21 protein-coding genes are annotated in these 15,110 nt (G+C 53.3%); 7 read left to right on the top strand and 14 right to left on the bottom strand.

The annotated features are described in order from the left end of the window. Positions 1-50: 50 nt before the first annotated feature. The 5 genes from ACO6BQ_RS09165 to ACO6BQ_RS09185 all read right to left on the bottom strand — a co-directional run bounded on the left by ACO6BQ_RS09165 (position 51) and on the right by ACO6BQ_RS09185 (position 2,410). The gene (locus ACO6BQ_RS09165) at positions 51-1,031 is read right to left on the bottom strand and encodes a DUF2800 domain-containing protein (protein ID WP_489120584.1); all 981 of its coding nucleotides are present in this window, start codon (positions 1,029-1,031) and stop codon (positions 51-53) included. Next, on the bottom strand, positions 1,031-1,525 hold the full coding sequence (locus ACO6BQ_RS09170) for a hypothetical protein (RefSeq protein WP_489120564.1): 495 nt from the start codon (positions 1,523-1,525) through the stop codon (positions 1,031-1,033). Before ACO6BQ_RS09170 ends, ACO6BQ_RS09165 begins: the two co-directional genes overlap by 1 nt. Positions 1,526-1,611: 86 nt before the next feature. After that, positions 1,612-1,794, bottom strand: a complete 183-nt coding sequence (locus ACO6BQ_RS09175) for a hypothetical protein (protein WP_489120565.1) — start codon at positions 1,792-1,794, stop codon at positions 1,612-1,614. Further along, on the bottom strand, positions 1,791-2,105 hold the full coding sequence (locus tag ACO6BQ_RS09180) for a LysM peptidoglycan-binding domain-containing protein (RefSeq protein ID WP_489120566.1): 315 nt from the start codon (positions 2,103-2,105) through the stop codon (positions 1,791-1,793). Before ACO6BQ_RS09180 ends, ACO6BQ_RS09175 begins: the two co-directional genes overlap by 4 nt. After that, on the bottom strand, positions 2,102-2,410 hold the full coding sequence (locus ACO6BQ_RS09185; RefSeq protein ID WP_489120567.1) for a helix-turn-helix domain-containing protein: 309 nt from the start codon (positions 2,408-2,410) through the stop codon (positions 2,102-2,104). Before ACO6BQ_RS09185 ends, ACO6BQ_RS09180 begins: the two co-directional genes overlap by 4 nt. A gap of 177 nt (positions 2,411-2,587) precedes the next feature. Here ACO6BQ_RS09185 and ACO6BQ_RS09190 point away from each other — a divergent pair, with 177 nt between their 5' ends. After that, positions 2,588-2,872: a hypothetical protein gene (locus ACO6BQ_RS09190; RefSeq protein WP_314331170.1), complete on the top strand. Its 285-nt coding sequence runs from the start codon at positions 2,588-2,590 to the stop codon at positions 2,870-2,872. Here the strand turns inward: ACO6BQ_RS09190 and ACO6BQ_RS09195 are convergent. From ACO6BQ_RS09195 to ACO6BQ_RS09205, 3 genes are all read right to left on the bottom strand, one after another. After that, positions 2,862-3,209, bottom strand: coding sequence for a hypothetical protein (locus tag ACO6BQ_RS09195; RefSeq protein WP_489120569.1), 348 nt, complete (start codon positions 3,207-3,209; stop codon positions 2,862-2,864). The two genes, ACO6BQ_RS09190 and ACO6BQ_RS09195, sit on opposite strands and share 11 nt — an antisense overlap. A gap of 223 nt (positions 3,210-3,432) precedes the next feature. Beyond that, positions 3,433-3,780 carry a hypothetical protein gene (locus ACO6BQ_RS09200; protein WP_489120570.1) on the bottom strand — a complete coding sequence of 116 codons (348 nt, stop codon included), beginning with the start codon at positions 3,778-3,780 and terminating at the stop codon, positions 3,433-3,435. A gap of 80 nt (positions 3,781-3,860) precedes the next feature. After that, on the bottom strand, positions 3,861-4,019 hold the full coding sequence (locus ACO6BQ_RS09205; RefSeq protein WP_489120571.1) for a hypothetical protein: 159 nt from the start codon (positions 4,017-4,019) through the stop codon (positions 3,861-3,863). A 104-nt stretch (positions 4,020-4,123) separates the two neighbouring features. On the opposite strand from ACO6BQ_RS09205, the gene ACO6BQ_RS09210 reads away from it, so the two are divergent. Next, the gene (locus ACO6BQ_RS09210) at positions 4,124-4,435 is read left to right on the top strand and encodes a hypothetical protein (RefSeq protein WP_489120572.1); all 312 of its coding nucleotides are present in this window, start codon (positions 4,124-4,126) and stop codon (positions 4,433-4,435) included. On the opposite strand, the gene ACO6BQ_RS09215 is transcribed toward ACO6BQ_RS09210, so the two are convergent. Beyond that, a complete protein-coding gene (locus ACO6BQ_RS09215; protein WP_489120573.1) occupies positions 4,436-4,753 on the bottom strand; it encodes a hypothetical protein in 318 nt (105 codons plus the stop codon). 63 nt (positions 4,754-4,816) lie between these two features. Then, positions 4,817-5,014, bottom strand: a complete 198-nt coding sequence (locus ACO6BQ_RS09220; protein ID WP_037351544.1) for a helix-turn-helix transcriptional regulator — start codon at positions 5,012-5,014, stop codon at positions 4,817-4,819. Positions 5,015-5,139: 125 nt separating this feature from the next. Here ACO6BQ_RS09220 and ACO6BQ_RS09225 point away from each other — a divergent pair, with 125 nt between their 5' ends. The 5 genes from ACO6BQ_RS09225 to ACO6BQ_RS09245 all read left to right on the top strand — a co-directional run bounded on the left by ACO6BQ_RS09225 (position 5,140) and on the right by ACO6BQ_RS09245 (position 10,439). Next, positions 5,140-5,808, top strand: coding sequence for a helix-turn-helix domain-containing protein (locus tag ACO6BQ_RS09225; protein WP_489120574.1), 669 nt, complete (start codon positions 5,140-5,142; stop codon positions 5,806-5,808). 249 nt (positions 5,809-6,057) lie between these two features. Next, positions 6,058-7,023: an Abi family protein gene (locus tag ACO6BQ_RS09230; protein ID WP_489120575.1), complete on the top strand. Its 966-nt coding sequence runs from the start codon at positions 6,058-6,060 to the stop codon at positions 7,021-7,023. A gap of 403 nt (positions 7,024-7,426) precedes the next feature. After that, positions 7,427-8,521, top strand: a complete 1,095-nt coding sequence (locus tag ACO6BQ_RS09235) for a Fic family protein (protein ID WP_489120576.1) — start codon at positions 7,427-7,429, stop codon at positions 8,519-8,521. 151 nt (positions 8,522-8,672) lie between these two features. Next, the gene (locus ACO6BQ_RS09240; RefSeq protein ID WP_489120577.1) at positions 8,673-9,923 is read left to right on the top strand and encodes a tyrosine-type recombinase/integrase; all 1,251 of its coding nucleotides are present in this window, start codon (positions 8,673-8,675) and stop codon (positions 9,921-9,923) included. Between the two features lie 171 nt (positions 9,924-10,094). Further along, entirely contained in the window at positions 10,095-10,439 is a 345-nt protein-coding gene (locus tag ACO6BQ_RS09245) for a cupin domain-containing protein (RefSeq protein ID WP_489120578.1), read from the top strand. A 69-nt stretch (positions 10,440-10,508) separates the two neighbouring features. Here the strand turns inward: ACO6BQ_RS09245 and ACO6BQ_RS09250 are convergent, their stop codons facing one another. The 4 genes from ACO6BQ_RS09250 to ACO6BQ_RS09265 are packed head-to-tail and all read right to left on the bottom strand — an operon-like array spanning position 10,509 to position 14,949. Beyond that, positions 10,509-11,723, bottom strand: coding sequence for an ABC transporter permease (locus ACO6BQ_RS09250; protein ID WP_489120579.1), 1,215 nt, complete (start codon positions 11,721-11,723; stop codon positions 10,509-10,511). Further along, on the bottom strand, positions 11,713-12,432 hold the full coding sequence (locus ACO6BQ_RS09255; RefSeq protein WP_489120581.1) for an ABC transporter ATP-binding protein: 720 nt from the start codon (positions 12,430-12,432) through the stop codon (positions 11,713-11,715). Before ACO6BQ_RS09255 ends, ACO6BQ_RS09250 begins: the two co-directional genes overlap by 11 nt. 15 nt (positions 12,433-12,447) lie before the next feature. Continuing rightward, on the bottom strand, positions 12,448-13,557 hold the full coding sequence (locus tag ACO6BQ_RS09260) for an efflux RND transporter periplasmic adaptor subunit (protein WP_489120582.1): 1,110 nt from the start codon (positions 13,555-13,557) through the stop codon (positions 12,448-12,450). Continuing rightward, positions 13,558-14,949, bottom strand: coding sequence for a TolC family protein (locus ACO6BQ_RS09265; RefSeq protein WP_489120583.1), 1,392 nt, complete (start codon positions 14,947-14,949; stop codon positions 13,558-13,560). It abuts the gene before it with no gap. Positions 14,950-15,110 lie beyond the last annotated feature (161 nt).

Raw genomic sequence — 15,110 nt, forward strand, 5'->3', positions numbered from 1 at the left:
ACTTTATCTAAAATCCTTGCAAAGAAGTTGTCAACTTTATTTATACAACATCACTCCCAGAGCAGACACTCCTCAACGCCCTCCTTTTCGAGGATGGCGAAGGCCGCATCCATATCCGTAAAGGAAGGGCTGCCTCGCCCTTCCACGGCCTTCCAGCCGGGGACGGAGTTGCCTTCAAGGCATTCGCTGAGCGCGTATTCCTGCAAATCCTCCGCCCACTTCTTGAGCGCACCCGCAATCCCCAAATAATGTCCGAGTTCCGTCGATGAAATGATACGTGGGTCTTTCCCCAGTGCGGGGTGCAGATCCGCATAGTAATTGCAGCGTGCCTTGCACTGATGCTTTGCGCGGCAGAAGCGGCAGTGCTCGCCCGCTGCAAAGACAGGGGCGTCTCCCAGAGTCTCCTCTGCCTTCACTTTGACGACCGTTTCGCCCCAGTGCAGCAGCTCGTCCGCCGTACAGGCGAACTCACTGATACTGCCGACGCGCGGCTGTACGATTGCCATCCGCACCGTCTTGAATCGGTAGATCAGAGCGAAGTCGTGCATTGCCCCGAGTGCATAGAGCATCATCTGTGGGTTGTGATCCGCATCGACAACGACGCCCTTGCCATGCTTATAGTCAATGACGTGCAGAGTATCGCCCGCGAGCAGGAGGCAGTCCGCCGTGCCGAAACCGTCGGGGGCGTAGTCGCTAAAGTTCACACGCCGCTCGATCTGAATGCTCGGCGGCACCGGATAACTGAGCGCCGTCCGTTTCACATAGTCAAGATATGTGTCCGTCGTCTCGTCCATCTCTGGATCGTAAAGTTCGTGCTTCTTGAATGCGTTGAGCTTCTTCGTATACGTCCCGCGCGGCATTGTTGTGATGTACTTCGTCAGCTTCAGCTCGCAGATCTCATGCGCGAGTGTGCCTTCCTTGGCGTACGTGCTCGTCGTGTCGGGAAACTCCGCCTCGAGTTTCGGCGCGGCAGTGCAGGCAAGCCAGCGGTGTGCGCTCGATGCGCTGAGAAGTGCGTGTGCGGCGGCCATCAAAGACGCGCCCCCAACGCACGTAGATCAGCGGCGAGTGCACCGTACTGCTCTTTCGGGATATCGAGGAGCGATGCCGCACCATATTTGGCACAGACCGCCTGCAGCTCACCCATTCGATTGGCATCCGTCAGTGGCGCACACGCGAGCTGCAGCTCCTCGACCGTATACGTCGGTGCGCCAGCTGTCGGAACGGGTGCAGGTGTCGCGGGAGTGACAGGCGCAGTGGGTACCATGGTCTCCGATGCAGCGGACGGCACGCTCGGTGCAGGTGCCGCCGGTTCTGCCTTTGCCGGAATCGGTTCATCCGCATACACCTTCTCCGGCACGACGATGCCGTCACCCGTCGTCACCTTGTGCGGCTTGTCCGACATCTCGATCTCCGTGCCGAGCGATGCGCCGGCGAATGCCGTGCAGGCATTCACGAGAGCGGTTACGCCCTCTTTACCTGCTGCCGCGAGATCCATACCAGTGAGGTTAATGTTGATTGTCATGTTGTAAATCCTCCTTGAGTTGTGCTATACTGTGTCTGTAAGTCTTTCTTGTCGCCCGGAGCGGTTAGCGTCGCTGCGGGTTCTTTTTATGCCTGTTTACGGTTCAGCTTCTCTGCGTGTGCCATCGCCTCACGCTCATCGTGCAGCAGCCCGCCCGCGTATTCGCGGTTGCCGCTGTGATCGACAACACGCATATCCTTGATGCGGTATACCTGATACACCTTCTTGCCGCCGAGGTACATGCTTGAGATTTTCCACTCACTCTTCACTGCGCATCTCCTTTCACCCAATACGTGATATTCAAACGATCGCCGGGATAGATCATCCCGTGGCGTTCGAGCAGCCACGGGTTCATCTCCTCGATGCCGCTCTTGTACTCCAAGATATAGCGGCGCGTGCCTGTGTTCTTGGCGCAATACGTCTCTGCGATATCCCAGATCGTATCGCCATTCTGGACGACGTAGACCTCCTCGACAAGGACGACGTCCTTGCCGTCGTTCCACGGCTCGCTCGCCGCACCCGCGAACAGAATCGCTAGTCCCGCGATCACACATCCTGTAATCACTTTCTTGCCGCTCATGCAACCGCCTCCTTTCTCTCGATCGGGACGGGATTCCGAGGATCCTCCGAATCTATCCCGTCCATTGCAGCCATCCAGCGCTCAAGCTCGCGCCTGCGTACCTTCATGCCATTCAGCTTGATGCCCCGGATAATACCGGACTGCACCAGCATATTTGCATAGTTCTTACCAACGCCGAGCACCGCGGCAACCTCTACCACCGTCAGGAGTTCGTCTGGTGTTTGACACTCCCGCACAACAGCGACCGACCTGCTCGCGCGCTCGATCGCACTGGCGATGATGGACTCCATTGCCGCACTGTCCATCATTGCACCTCCGTTCTATCTGTTTAGCCTCACATCGTCTTTGACCGTCCGGCGAATTATCGCTGTGGCATCCCTCCTTTGCCGAGAATCGCAGAAAATTTATTGTCAATCACACGAATCACCTTTTCTTCTTCTCCCACCGATATGCTATACTGAGCACAGAAGGGAGATGACGATATGCCAAACGTTGACCATTTTGCTGATCTGCCAACCGATATGCAGGACGCACTTCTTGACTACATTGCCCTTAACTTCAAAGTGCAGTCCGGGTATAACCGCCGGCACTCAGCATACGGACTGAAACAGCATTTCGTGAGTACTCAAGGATTCCCAGATCAGCACGTCACCAGTGAATGTTTCTCTGAGGCGATGGTTGCCGCTGGTTTCAAAAGGAAGCGTACCGATGAATCAGAGCCAAACTGGTACTTCAATGCACGCGTCCCGAACGTACTCAAGCCGTGAGCCATGCAACAATATCGCTGCGGCTGAATCCAAGCACCTCGGTCAGATCGAGGTGCTTTTTCAATCCGTAGAGTTCCAGAAGGACAACTCCGCGCGGATTCTTCGGGAGAGTAAATGGACCGATTGGATCATCGGATCCACCTATCACGACTGAACCCGGCTCAAATACTCCATCGAACCCGTTATGACGGAGAATGCTGCACAGCATCGACTTCCCTGTCCCCTCCGCGCCGTAGAAGTAAATCCGCCGACCTGCAAGCAGAGATTCCTTCAGGAGCCTGATCTGAGCCTCTGTTAGGACACAATGCAGGTAGACTTCAAAACGAGATTGCTTCACTAGATTCACCTTCCTATCACCGCAGGGCATTTACGAATCCCCATCCGCGCGCAACGTCCTCGGCGTTCAGCCAAGCATTGCCATCTTCGGCAATGTAGCCTCGCACATTGCCGATCGTCATGATATTTGCCATTCGTTATCTCCTTTCGGCGGGCACTCCGGCACTCCGCGAACAGAATCGCTAGTCCCGCGATCACACATCCTGCAATCACTTTCTTGCCGCTCATGCAACTACCTCCCTTCTTGCGTTCTTCGGTCCTGTGTATGTGGGCAGGTTCCTGATATACTGCGTCACCCATGAACGACGAACCTTGCGGTCTCCATCCGAGGGGTCGATCGTCCAGACAATCTCACCTGCCGCCATCTTCGCCGAGACTGTGCCCGGTGTCATGGCGAGGATAGCCGCAACCTCCCTGCGGTTCAGCAGTCGCTCCTCCGGCTCTGGAACGATCTGCGGTGCACCCAGCTGCTCTGCCTTGAGCTTTTGCACCTCCTCGCGGACGACGCTGCGGATAATCTCCGCCAACTCGTCCCGCAGTGTGTCAAACGGGTTAATACTTGATTTTTCCACAATTTCACCTCCTCTCTGTTGCGCGGATGCCGCGTGCCTCTGCGCTTACTGTTGTTGCTCTCCTCCCCGCCGTGGTATAATCAGCGTGGATACGTTGGTAGAGCTTCGACGGAAGTATCAAGTTCCACCGACGCAAGAATAAGCATCAGATCCTCACGGCTCAGACCTTTCCTCGCACACCATGCGAAGAACTCGTCGGGGTCGTTTTTTCCTTTCATGCGGAATCTGCGCAACTCCATCCCCTCACCTCCTCTCTGCTGCGCGGATGTCGTGTGCCTCCGCGCTTACGGTTGTTGCCCGCCTCCCCGTCGTGGTATAATCAGTGCGGAAAGGAGGTGTCAGCATGATATTGACCAAAGACCTCGAATGCTTCAAAAGCTTCATTGCCGATGTTAAGGAAGCGAAAGTACCGTTTCGTATCCTCGGGTATCAGAAGGATGAAGTCCCAGCGGTTTCCATTATGGATGGTATCCCCCGTCCAGCTCGCAAATTTACAGGACGTTTACTGCTGTGCAGCAGCATGGTAACGATCATGTATAGGGGATCTCTCCCAATAGAGGAGAAACCGCACTTCAGCGAAATCCTCAAAGCCTACGACGTTCGGCTCATGGATCGTCTCACCCTTGATGAGAGCGGACTGGTCAAATGCGAGTAGCTAAAAACCGACCTCAAGCTGGATGGAAAGAGTATGGTTGCCGCCGTACTCTTTTTCTATCCCCGCAATGAACTCCTTGACCTCACCAAGCCGTCCTTTAAGCAGAACATCTTCCACTCGGATTCTCACGGACATATCGCGCAAAGCATTGGCACCTTCTGTAGCCGCATTCCGCTCCATAGCTTCACTCCCCTTAGACATCCCATACGACAAAGATTGAAATATCTTATCGACATCAGCTTCTTTGTTTCGCCGCCCCTCTATCTCCAGTAGCAGGGCGGCGATTTCTTTTGCCTCGCCTTTGATGATGATTTCCATCCCCTCACCTCCTCTCTGCTGCGCGGATGTCGTGTGCCTCTGCGCTCTGGTTTGTCTACTATATTAGACATCTGGTGCAAAAATATCACCAACCTTGCACCCCAAAGCCTCTGCAAGTTTCGCAAGTGTAGCTGTCGTGGTATTAACAACTTCACCGCGCTCAAGATCAGATATAGTCTGCCTCGATACCCCAGAAGCTTTGCTGAGTTCATCCTGTGAAATATTTTTTGCAAGGCGGACTTCTTTGACTTTAAACCCCATACTCTCCCTCCTTTCATTCCATTCTTTGTCTAGTATAATAGACAATTATATTTTTGTCAACTATATTTGACAACTTTCTTTTTGTAATGTAAAATATAATTGACATTGAATTGAGGTGCGTACTTATGAAGATTGGTGAGTGGCTAAAATTATATAGAGAGCAGCATAACTTGTCCATGCAGGCTTTGGCAGACTTATGCGGCTTTAGCAAGGCGTATATCAATGTTCTTGAGAAAGGCATAAACCCCAAAACAGGTAAACCCATCTCTCCCACGATGCAGACCTTCGAGAAGATCGCTCGCGGGACGAAAACCGATGTGGACACTCTTTTGAAAATATTGGACGGCGATCAACCGATAACACTGAACGCCCCCGCATCAGACGATCTGCCCGCGAACGTCTTTCCCATTGTGACAAAGAAAGTCCCCCTCCTCGGTACGATTGCCGCAGGAGTTCCCATATACGCCGATGAGAACTTTGACGGATACCGCGAGTGCACGGAGGACATTGACGCTGATTTCTGCCTGAAGATACAGGGGGACAGCATGATCGGCGCACGCATCAATGACGGTGACATTGTTTTCATCAAGAAACAGCCGGATGTGGACAACGGAGAGATCGCCGCCGTCCTGATCGAGGATGAGGCAACGCTAAAGCGCGTCTACAAGGAGAAAGATTCTCTTATATTGCAGGCGGAGAATCCGAAGTACGCCCCCATCGTATATACGGCAGAAAGTCATGTCGAATGCCGCATCATGGGCAAGGCAGTTGCCTTTCAGAGCGATATAGACTAGCCGACGGGAGCGTGCCAAGGCAGCGCGCGAAATGAAAAACAGATAAATTCCCGCACGATATAAGACGTTATAGGGCGATATGAGACGATATATGAAAATTAAATAACTTAAACTTATTGCAAAAGGCACGGGTATCTGGTAATATACAGAGGAAGAAGTTCCTCGGCGCAGCTTCGGCTGCTACCTTGGACCACGATACCCCTGATGCCGATGGCGTTGGGGGTATTCGTCTTTTCTGGAGTGATTTATATGGCTGATAAAGAATTCAAAACCTATACGCAGCAACGTACAATCCTCGAATCGAGGGGGTTGGTTATCATGCATCCGCGCACTTTTAGGGATATCATGCTGCGTGAGGGCTACTATAACGTCATCAACGGCTATAAAAAGCACTCCCTCGCTACCACACTCCCGGAAAAGTATATTGCAGGGACTACGTTTGAACAACTGTATGCACTCTACTCCTTTGACCAAGAACTACGCACCCTATTTATGCCGGGACTGCTGAAGATCGAAAAACACATAAAAGCACTGCTCGCCTATCATTTTTCAGAACGGTATGGGCATGATGACCGGTTCTATATGGATATCAACAATTTCAATAACAGTACGACAAAAAATCGAAAGCGCGCCGCTGCACTGGTTCAGAAGTTTAACAAGGATCTGCTCTTTTATGAGCGAAGCGGGAACAACGCGATTTGCCACTACCGCAAAGAACACGGATACGTTCCATTGTGGGTGGCGAATAGCATTCTTTCATTTGGTACGATTCAACACTTCTATGCCTCTATGAAGCTCTCTGATCAGCAGAATGTCAGCAAACACTTTAGCCTGTCGGCTTCTGATCTCAATGGGTTTTTAGGCTTTTTGAAAGCCTTCCGCAACGTGTGTGCACATGGTGGGCGCATCTATACGGCAAACTACTCTGCCAACCAATATGGCTCATCGTTGAAGTTTATTCCGGATACGCACTACCACACCGCGCTATGCCTTCCGAGAAACACCTCCGGGAATTTCATCTATGGAAAATCGGATGTTCTGGCTCTGCTTATTGCTTTTCAGATTTTCCTTAAAAAGTCTGATTTCACCCGCATGAGAAAAACCTTTCTCGCAAAGTATCAAAGCCTGCAGAAAAAGCTTCCGCCTGTGGTCATGTCAAATATCGACCGAGAGATGGGATATCCCACCTTGATGCTTGCCTATCTAACCCAATAAAAAACCGCCCACCGTGCTGGTAACACGACGAGCGGTTCGCACGTAGCCCCGTAAGGATATCCTCGCACAAGAAAGAATCCGTCGCCTTTCAGAGCGATATTGTGTAGCATAAAAAGACTGCACCTGGAGCGGCAAACAACAGGATCAAACATCGATATTTTACCATTTGAAATATCCGTAACCCGTTGATTTTATTGACTTTATAGGACAGGATCAAAAGAGGAGGTTTATGATGGGAAACGATCTAAAATCCGCAAAATATCGTAGGATTATTGATCTGATACCTTTATATATTTAGTCAAAAATAAAGCTATCATGCATATACCTTTATCGCATAAACCTATTCACAAAATACCGTTAAAAAAAGAAAAATTATAAGGCTATTCCATTCGAAGGTGGAAAAATGACACATCAAAAAGATATTCCATATAACACTCTACCAACGCTCCCTCCCAGCTGCGACTTAGAGCAAAAAGAGATATTGAAGAAGGCAATCTCAGCAAATAGGGCGCTTGCCGAACTGCGTGGATGGTCGTTTAATCAAGCGAATCCGCTCCTGCTTTTGCAGTCAATTGCTTTACAGGAGGCAAAGTCATCGAATGAGATTGAGAACATCGTAACAACAAACGATGAGCTGTATCAAGCATTTGCCGCGCCTCGCGATAAGAACATCTCTCCTTCTGTAAAGGAAGTCTTGCACTATAAAGAGGCTATGTGGTATGGGTACAACAAGTTGGTTGATGATTACCCCTTGACGATCAATTTGTTCATCGACCTGTTCCGTATCGTGAAGCAGCGAGATGATGGGCTACGCAAACTCCCCGGAACTGTGCTTCGGAACTCTATGAACGAGATCGTATACACGCCGCCGGACAACGCAGAGGATATTATGCGCCTTCTTTCCAATCTGGAAAGGTATATCAATACCTCAGATGATGGCATCGATCCTCTCATTAAGCTGGCGGTCATTCATTATCAGTTTGAGTGCATCCACCCATTCCCGGACGGAAACGGTCGTGTAGGACGAATCATCAATGTACTATATCTCATTCAAGAAAAGCTACTCAGCTTCCCTATCCTATACTTATCCAGTTACATTATCCGACATAAAACGGATTATTACCGCGCATTGAAGGGTGTTACAGAGCATTGTGACTGGCTCACTTGGATACTGTATATGCTCGACGCAGTAGAGCAAACTTCTAGAGAGACGCTGCGCTCAATCAAAGGAATTCATATCGCCCAATCCGAGATGATTGACCGGGTGAAAACCAATGCGCCTAAAATTTATTCAAAAGAACTGATCGATTTGCTGTTCGAGCAACCTTACTGCAAAATCAACTTTCTTGTTGAGAGAGGGATCGCAAAAGAGCAAACAGCCTCACGCTACCTAAAACAGCTCACCGAATTGGGCGAGCTTGATAAAGTAAAGCGTGGGCGTGAAAATTATTACATCAATAAGTCTCTGTGGGGCATCCTGACATATCCCGATGCATAGCTTTTTCCTATAAAAAACCGCCCACCGTGTTGGTAGCACGACGAGCGGCGAAGCAGGTCATCCCCGAGGAGATATACCTACTCTATTGCAAGGCAAAGTATATCACACCTTCGGGGATTATTCCACATCGAATCTTCGGAGGTGTTTTATTATGGCAAAGAAGGCAACGATTCGCACCCGCAAACGGGGCAAAACCTACTCCTACTCCTTTGATGTGGGCAAAAATCCAACCACAGGCAAACGCAAGATGATCGAAAAAGGAGGATATGCGACAGAGCAGGAGGCATATGATGCAGGTGTTGCCGCCTATGCAGACTGGAAGTCCGGCAACATCGGCATCACCAGCGAGCGGATCAAACTCCGCGACTATCTCACCGCATGGCTCGAGAATGTCGCAAAGCCGAGCATCGCGCAAGGGACATACATCAACTATAGGTCCGTGCTCCATGCGCGCATCATCCCATATCTCGGCGGTCTTGTGCTGCAGGACGTGCATCCGCGTGATATCGACGCATGGGTGAAACGCCTCGCTGCGGAGGGTCTCGCAAAACGGACGATCGAAGTGATCAAAACGATCCTGTCAACGGCTCTAAAATACGCCGTTTATCCGGCGGAGATCATCGCTTCAAATCCCTGCACGGGCATCAGCATCCCCCGCTCCGCCCCCATAAAACTCACGCAGCGCGTCATTATCTCCCCCGAGATATTTGCAACGGTATTGGAGAAGTGCCCCTTCGGGCACAGGTGTCATATTCCCCTCCTGCTTGCCTACCACACGGGAGCACGTATCGGTGAGATATTTGGGCTCACATGGGATGATATCGACCTGCAGGACGGCGTTCTGCATATCCGCTATCAGCTTGCAACGAGATCCCAGCAGGGACAGCTCTATTATACGCCGCCAAAAACAGAATCGAGCAAGCGCACGATTCTGATCGACCGTGTTCTGTGCACTGCCTTGCGGCGTTGGAAAATGAAGCAGGTACAAAACGAGCTCTATTTTGGCAATGCCTATCAGATCATCTATGGAAACGGTACGGGACAGCTGCGCACCGCACCAAAGATCGAAGCCCCGACAGAAGACGCGAAGCGCCTCCCATTTGTTTGTACGGATGATTTCGGTCTGCCTGTTCTCTATGACGCCGTTCGGTATGTCCTGCATCCGTTCGGTCTCAACGCACATAGCTTCCGCCACACTCATGCGACAAAACTCATCGAAGCCGGTGCAAAACCCGTCGACGTTGCTGCTCGCCTTGGTCATGTCAATCCGACAATCACGCAGAATCTTTATACGCACGATACGGAAGAGATGCAGCGCGAGACAATCGCGATCTTCTCTCGAATGGTAGACAAGCGAGTCCGTAGACAAACGGTAGACAAATCACAGGTAGAGCCACAATAAAGTCTAGAGTTTACGGGGATGTGCAAGATTCGCTCAATTTATAAATCATAAAAAAGGAAAATACGCCTCCATCGCGAATATTTAGAATATATAGCGAGACACGTCTTACTGCGTGCTTCGCTTCCCCATTCTATCAGAATCTGTGTAGAATTACAAAGGAGAGATCATTTCATGGCAATCATCGAATCCGAGCACATCGATGCCGAGAAGCGCTTTGGCGGCAACGGTACGATCCACATCCAGAAGCTCATCGGCCCTGCAGAACTCGACGGCAAATGCGCGATGTATGCACGCGTGACGATTCCGCCCCATGCCTCGATGGGAGTACACAAGCACGAGGGCAACACGGAGACCTATCACATTCTCTCGGGACGTGCACGCTACAACGACAACGGCACGGAGATCGAGATTGGCCCCGGAACGACGACGTTCTGCGCCGAGGGCGAGGTACATGCCATCGCCAACGCCTCCGAGACCGAGGATCTCGTCTTTATGGCGCTGATTATCAATAAATAAAACATGATATGAACAAGCCCGCAGCGGAAATGTTCCGTTACGGGCTTGTTTATTGACCGTGTTCTCAATTCACTCATACCGCAGCGCGTCGATTGGATCGAGCCGCGCCGCCTTGCGTGCGGGATAGATACCGAAAAAGAGACCGATGCCGGCGGCAAAGGAGAAGGAGACGAGGACGGGCAGGATGGAGATGGTGGTCGTGAGTCCGCCGAACGCGCCGATTGCCTTGGAGAGCGATATGCCGAGGACGATGCCGATCACGCCGCCGACAATGCCGATGACCATGGACTCGATCATGAACTGCATGAGCACGTTCGAGGAGGTCGCACCGAGTGCCTTGCGGATGCCGATCTCACGCGTGCGCTCGGTGACGGAGACCATCATGATGTTCATGATGCCGATGCCGCCCACGAGCAGAGAGATGCCCGCGATGGAGCCCAGGAGCAGCGTGAGCATATTCGTATTTTCCGTAAAGCTCTCCATGAGACTCGTCATATTGCGAACGGTGAAATCGTCCTCTGCGCCGTGCTGAATATGGTGCCGCTGACGCAGCAGATTCTCGACGTCTGCCTGCACCTGATTCATCCGCTCGGGACTCGATACCTGTATGTCGATGGAGTGGACGTGCGTGATGGCGAGCATGCGCTCTTGCGCTGTCGTGATGGGAATGTAGATCACATCGTCCTGATCCTGTCCGATGGACTGCCCCTTTTCCGCCGTCAGCCCGATGACCTTGAACGGCTGATTGTGGATGCGGATGTTCTTTCCGACGGGGTTCTCCGTACCGAACAGATTGCTCGCAACGGTGGGGCCGATGACGGCGACACGACTGCGTTTCTTGATGTCACTCGCCGTGATGAACGATCCGCTTGCGACCTTCAGTGAGCGGATCTGCATCAGCTCTGGTGTAACGCCCTGCACCATCGTATTCCAGTTGAGATTGCCATTCACGACCTGATAGGCGGTGGAGACGGTGGGGGAAACGTAGTCGATGCCCTTGATCTTTGCCGCAATCGCTTGGGCATCATCGTATTTCAAGGACTTGCGCGAGCCTGCCGCACCGCGCACGCCGCCATGGTTGGTCGAGCCAGGCATAACGATGAGCATATTCGAGCCGAGACTGGCAAAGGAGTCCGCAACGCTCGTGCGCACGCCCATGCCGATGGAAACCATGGCGATGACTGCGCCGACACCGATGATGATGCCGAGCATGGTGAGGAGAGAGCGGAGTTTGTTCGCGAGGAGGGCATTCAATGCCATGCCGAAGCATTCCTTAAACAACATCCATTACGACCCCCTTCCCCTCGTCGCGCATGATCCTGCCGTCACGGACGAGCAGCTGGCGACCTGCACGCTGGGCAATCTCCGGCTCATGCGTGACGAGGATGATCGTATGCCCCTTCTCGTGCATCCGCTCGAAGATGTCCATGATCTCCTTCGTGGACTTCGTGTCGAGGTTGCCCGTCGGCTCATCCGCCATGATGATGTGCGGATTGTTCACGAGCGCACGCGCAATCGCCACGCGTTGACGCTGTCCACCCGAGAGTTCATTGGGGAGATGCTCCCTGCGATCGACAAGTCCCACGGCACGGAGCACCTCCTCCGCACGCTCCGTCCGTGCACGCCGTCCCACGCCTGCATAGACGAGGGGCAGGGCGACGTTGTCGAGGGCAGAGATGCGCGGGAGCAGGTTGAAATTCTGAAAGACAAAGCCGATCTTCTTGTTGCGCGTCGCAGCGAGCGCATCGTCATCAAGACCCGCGACCTCCGCGCCGTCGAGCATATAGGAACCCTCGCTCGGACGGTCGAGACAGCCGAGAATATTCATGAGCGTGGACTTCCCCGAGCCTGAGGGTCCCATGAGCGCGGCAAATTCACCGCGCCGAATGTCGAGGTCGATGCCGTCGAGTGCGGCAAGCGTCTCGCCGCCAATGCGGTAGAGCTTGCGAATCCCGCGCAGAAGGATGGTCGAGGGCATTTCTTTTTGTTCCATCGAAAATCCCCCGTATCAGAACGGCGGCGGTCCGCCCGCCTGCATACTCATCGGAACGACCTTTGCCGTGTAGGTACTGACGACGCGCTCTCCCTCACTGAGTCCCGAAAGGATTTCCACATACTCATCGCTGTAGATGCCCGTCTCCACGTAGCGGGTCTCCTGCGTCCCGTCTTCCTGCAGGACGAGGACATAGGATCCCGCTGCATCCGTCTTGAGCGTGGAGAGCGGCACGACGAGCGCATCGTTCCGATCTGCCGTATTGATGACAACGCGCGCCGTCATCGCGGGCAGAAGGAGATTTCCCGGATCATCCACATCGAGCGTCACATAGTAGTAGATGACACTCGCACTCGAAGATGCCGACGAGGAGGACGCAGAACTCGTATCCCAGCTGTTCGACACATCGGTCTGCGAAATTTTGGAGACGCGTGCTGTAAATTTCTGATCGGTATAGGCATCGACGGTAAAGGTCGCCTCCTGTCCGATGCGGATATTCCCGATATCGGTCTCGTCCACCTTCGCCTTGATCTGCTTTTTTGAGAGATCTGCAATGCGCATGATGACGGTCGGGTTGTCCGAACCCTGTATTGCCATCGATCCTGCCGTCTTCGGCTCGCCCACGACAACGCCCGAGATCGGCGCGGTGATGATCGTTTCGTTTGCATCGGAGTTCGCTTCCTCCAGCGTCGACTGCGCCGTATCGTAGTTGTACTCCGCATCCTCGAGATCGGACTTGGACTTCGCCCCGATGCTCTCGAGGTAGCTCATGCGGTTGTATTTCGCCCGCGTATTCGTCACGCGGTACTGTGCCTGATCGCGCTTTGCCTCATAGTCCTTGCCGTCGAGGGTCGCAACGATCTGCCCCGCTGTGACAATGTCGTTCTCCTTGACGAGGACGGAGGTGATACGTGCCGTGATCTTGGAGCTGACCTCCACCGAGTCCACAGGGCGGATCGTCCCCGTCGCCTCGACGGTCGACTTGATGTTCATGCGCTGCACTGCTACCGTCTCGACTGCCTGTGCCGATTTGTCTGCCGCAGTCGATTCCATGTACCAATACGCACCGCCCGCGATCAATGCCGCCGCCAAAACGCCGATGCCAATGATTTTACCGCGCTTCATTTACTCCACCTCCCTCGCTGCAGCATCCGTACCGCCCTCAATGTATGCCGCCTGTGCTGCTGCACACTCCTCTGCGGTCACGGCGGGAAGCCCCTCAGCCGCCGCATGCTCGCTTTCCGTCAGCTCTGTCCCCATCAAATTCTCGACCTGTGCGCGATAGCGAGCGTAGTCATAGCGTGCACTGATCGCATTCGTCTCCGCCGTGGCAAGTGCCGTCTGCGCGTCGATGATGTCGAGGAGGATGCCCTCGCCCGCGCGGTAGCGTTCATTCGCGATGTGATAGTCCTCACGCGCCTGACGCACCGCATCCCCGGTCGAGGTAAAACGCTGTTCTGCCTCACGCATATTGAGGTACGCCTTGCGGAGGTTCAGATCAATGCTCTCTTCCTCCTTCTTCACGTTCAACAGGGCGATGTCGCGCTCCGCCTCTGCCTCCTCAATCGCTCCGCGTGTAACGCCGCCGTCAAAGATGCTCCAGCTGACGCCGACGGAGGCGGACACATCTGAGCTCGTATCATGACGCGGGTGGAACTGACTGGTCAGCCCCGTGCCGAGTGTGAGATTGACGCTCGGCCTCTTCCCTGCCCGTGCGCTCTCGATGGCGAGTTCACGCTGACGGAGCTTCGCACGCGCGACGATGAGGTCCAGTCTGCTGCGATGGGCATAGGAAATACAGTTGTCGACAGAGGTGTCGAAAGGCTGATACGCAACTTCCGTCGTGAACGTGAGCGGCTCTGTGCGGCTGATATTCAGCAGGTTCCGCAGCGTTGCAAGGCTCACCTCATAGGTATTCTCGGCGCGAACGAGTTCCTGCCGCGCATTCGAGAGCTCCACAGAGGAGCGCAGTACGTCGATCTTTGCCTGTGCGCCCGCCTCGTAGAGCACGGTGACATTCTTCAGATGTGCATCGTATTTGTTCACGGTGTCACGCTGCACCTCGATTTTTTTGCTTGCCTCCACTGCATCCCAGTAAGCGGCAGTCACCTCGTACTTCAGATCCTCACGCGCACGCTCGGTGGTGAGACGTGCCGCACGCGTGCCAATCTCACCGGACTCAATATTCGCCTCATTTGCACCGCCGCTGTAGAGCGGCAGACGCGCCGAGACAGACAGACTGTTGCTCGTCTGTGCATCCTCGTCCTTGGTCTTGCTCGTACGCAGGGTGTCGGATACCTCTGCTGAAATGCTGTTCTTCCCTCGTGCCTGCTTCAGTGCGGCATCAGATGTCCGCTCGCCCATCTGCGTGACACGCAGCCCCGTATTCGCGGCGAGTGCCGTCCGTATTGCCTCTGCAAGTGTAAGGCTCATGGCATCCGCAGTCATGGGCAGCGCGAGTGCCGTACTCAGTACAAATGCGACAAACGCACGCCGTCTGTACCCCTCTTTATACATAAAAGCTTCCTCCATACGAGGGAAGCACTGATAAATTCAGCACTTCCCTAGGAAATAAGTCCATATAACAATGCGCCCATGCTAACGCAGGGGCGCTATGTCCTTATTAAGGAAGCACTGATAAATTCAGCCACGCCATCTTGACGCATCTTTTTTGCCCG

The organism is Centipeda sp. (in: firmicutes) (genome assembly GCF_057271695.1).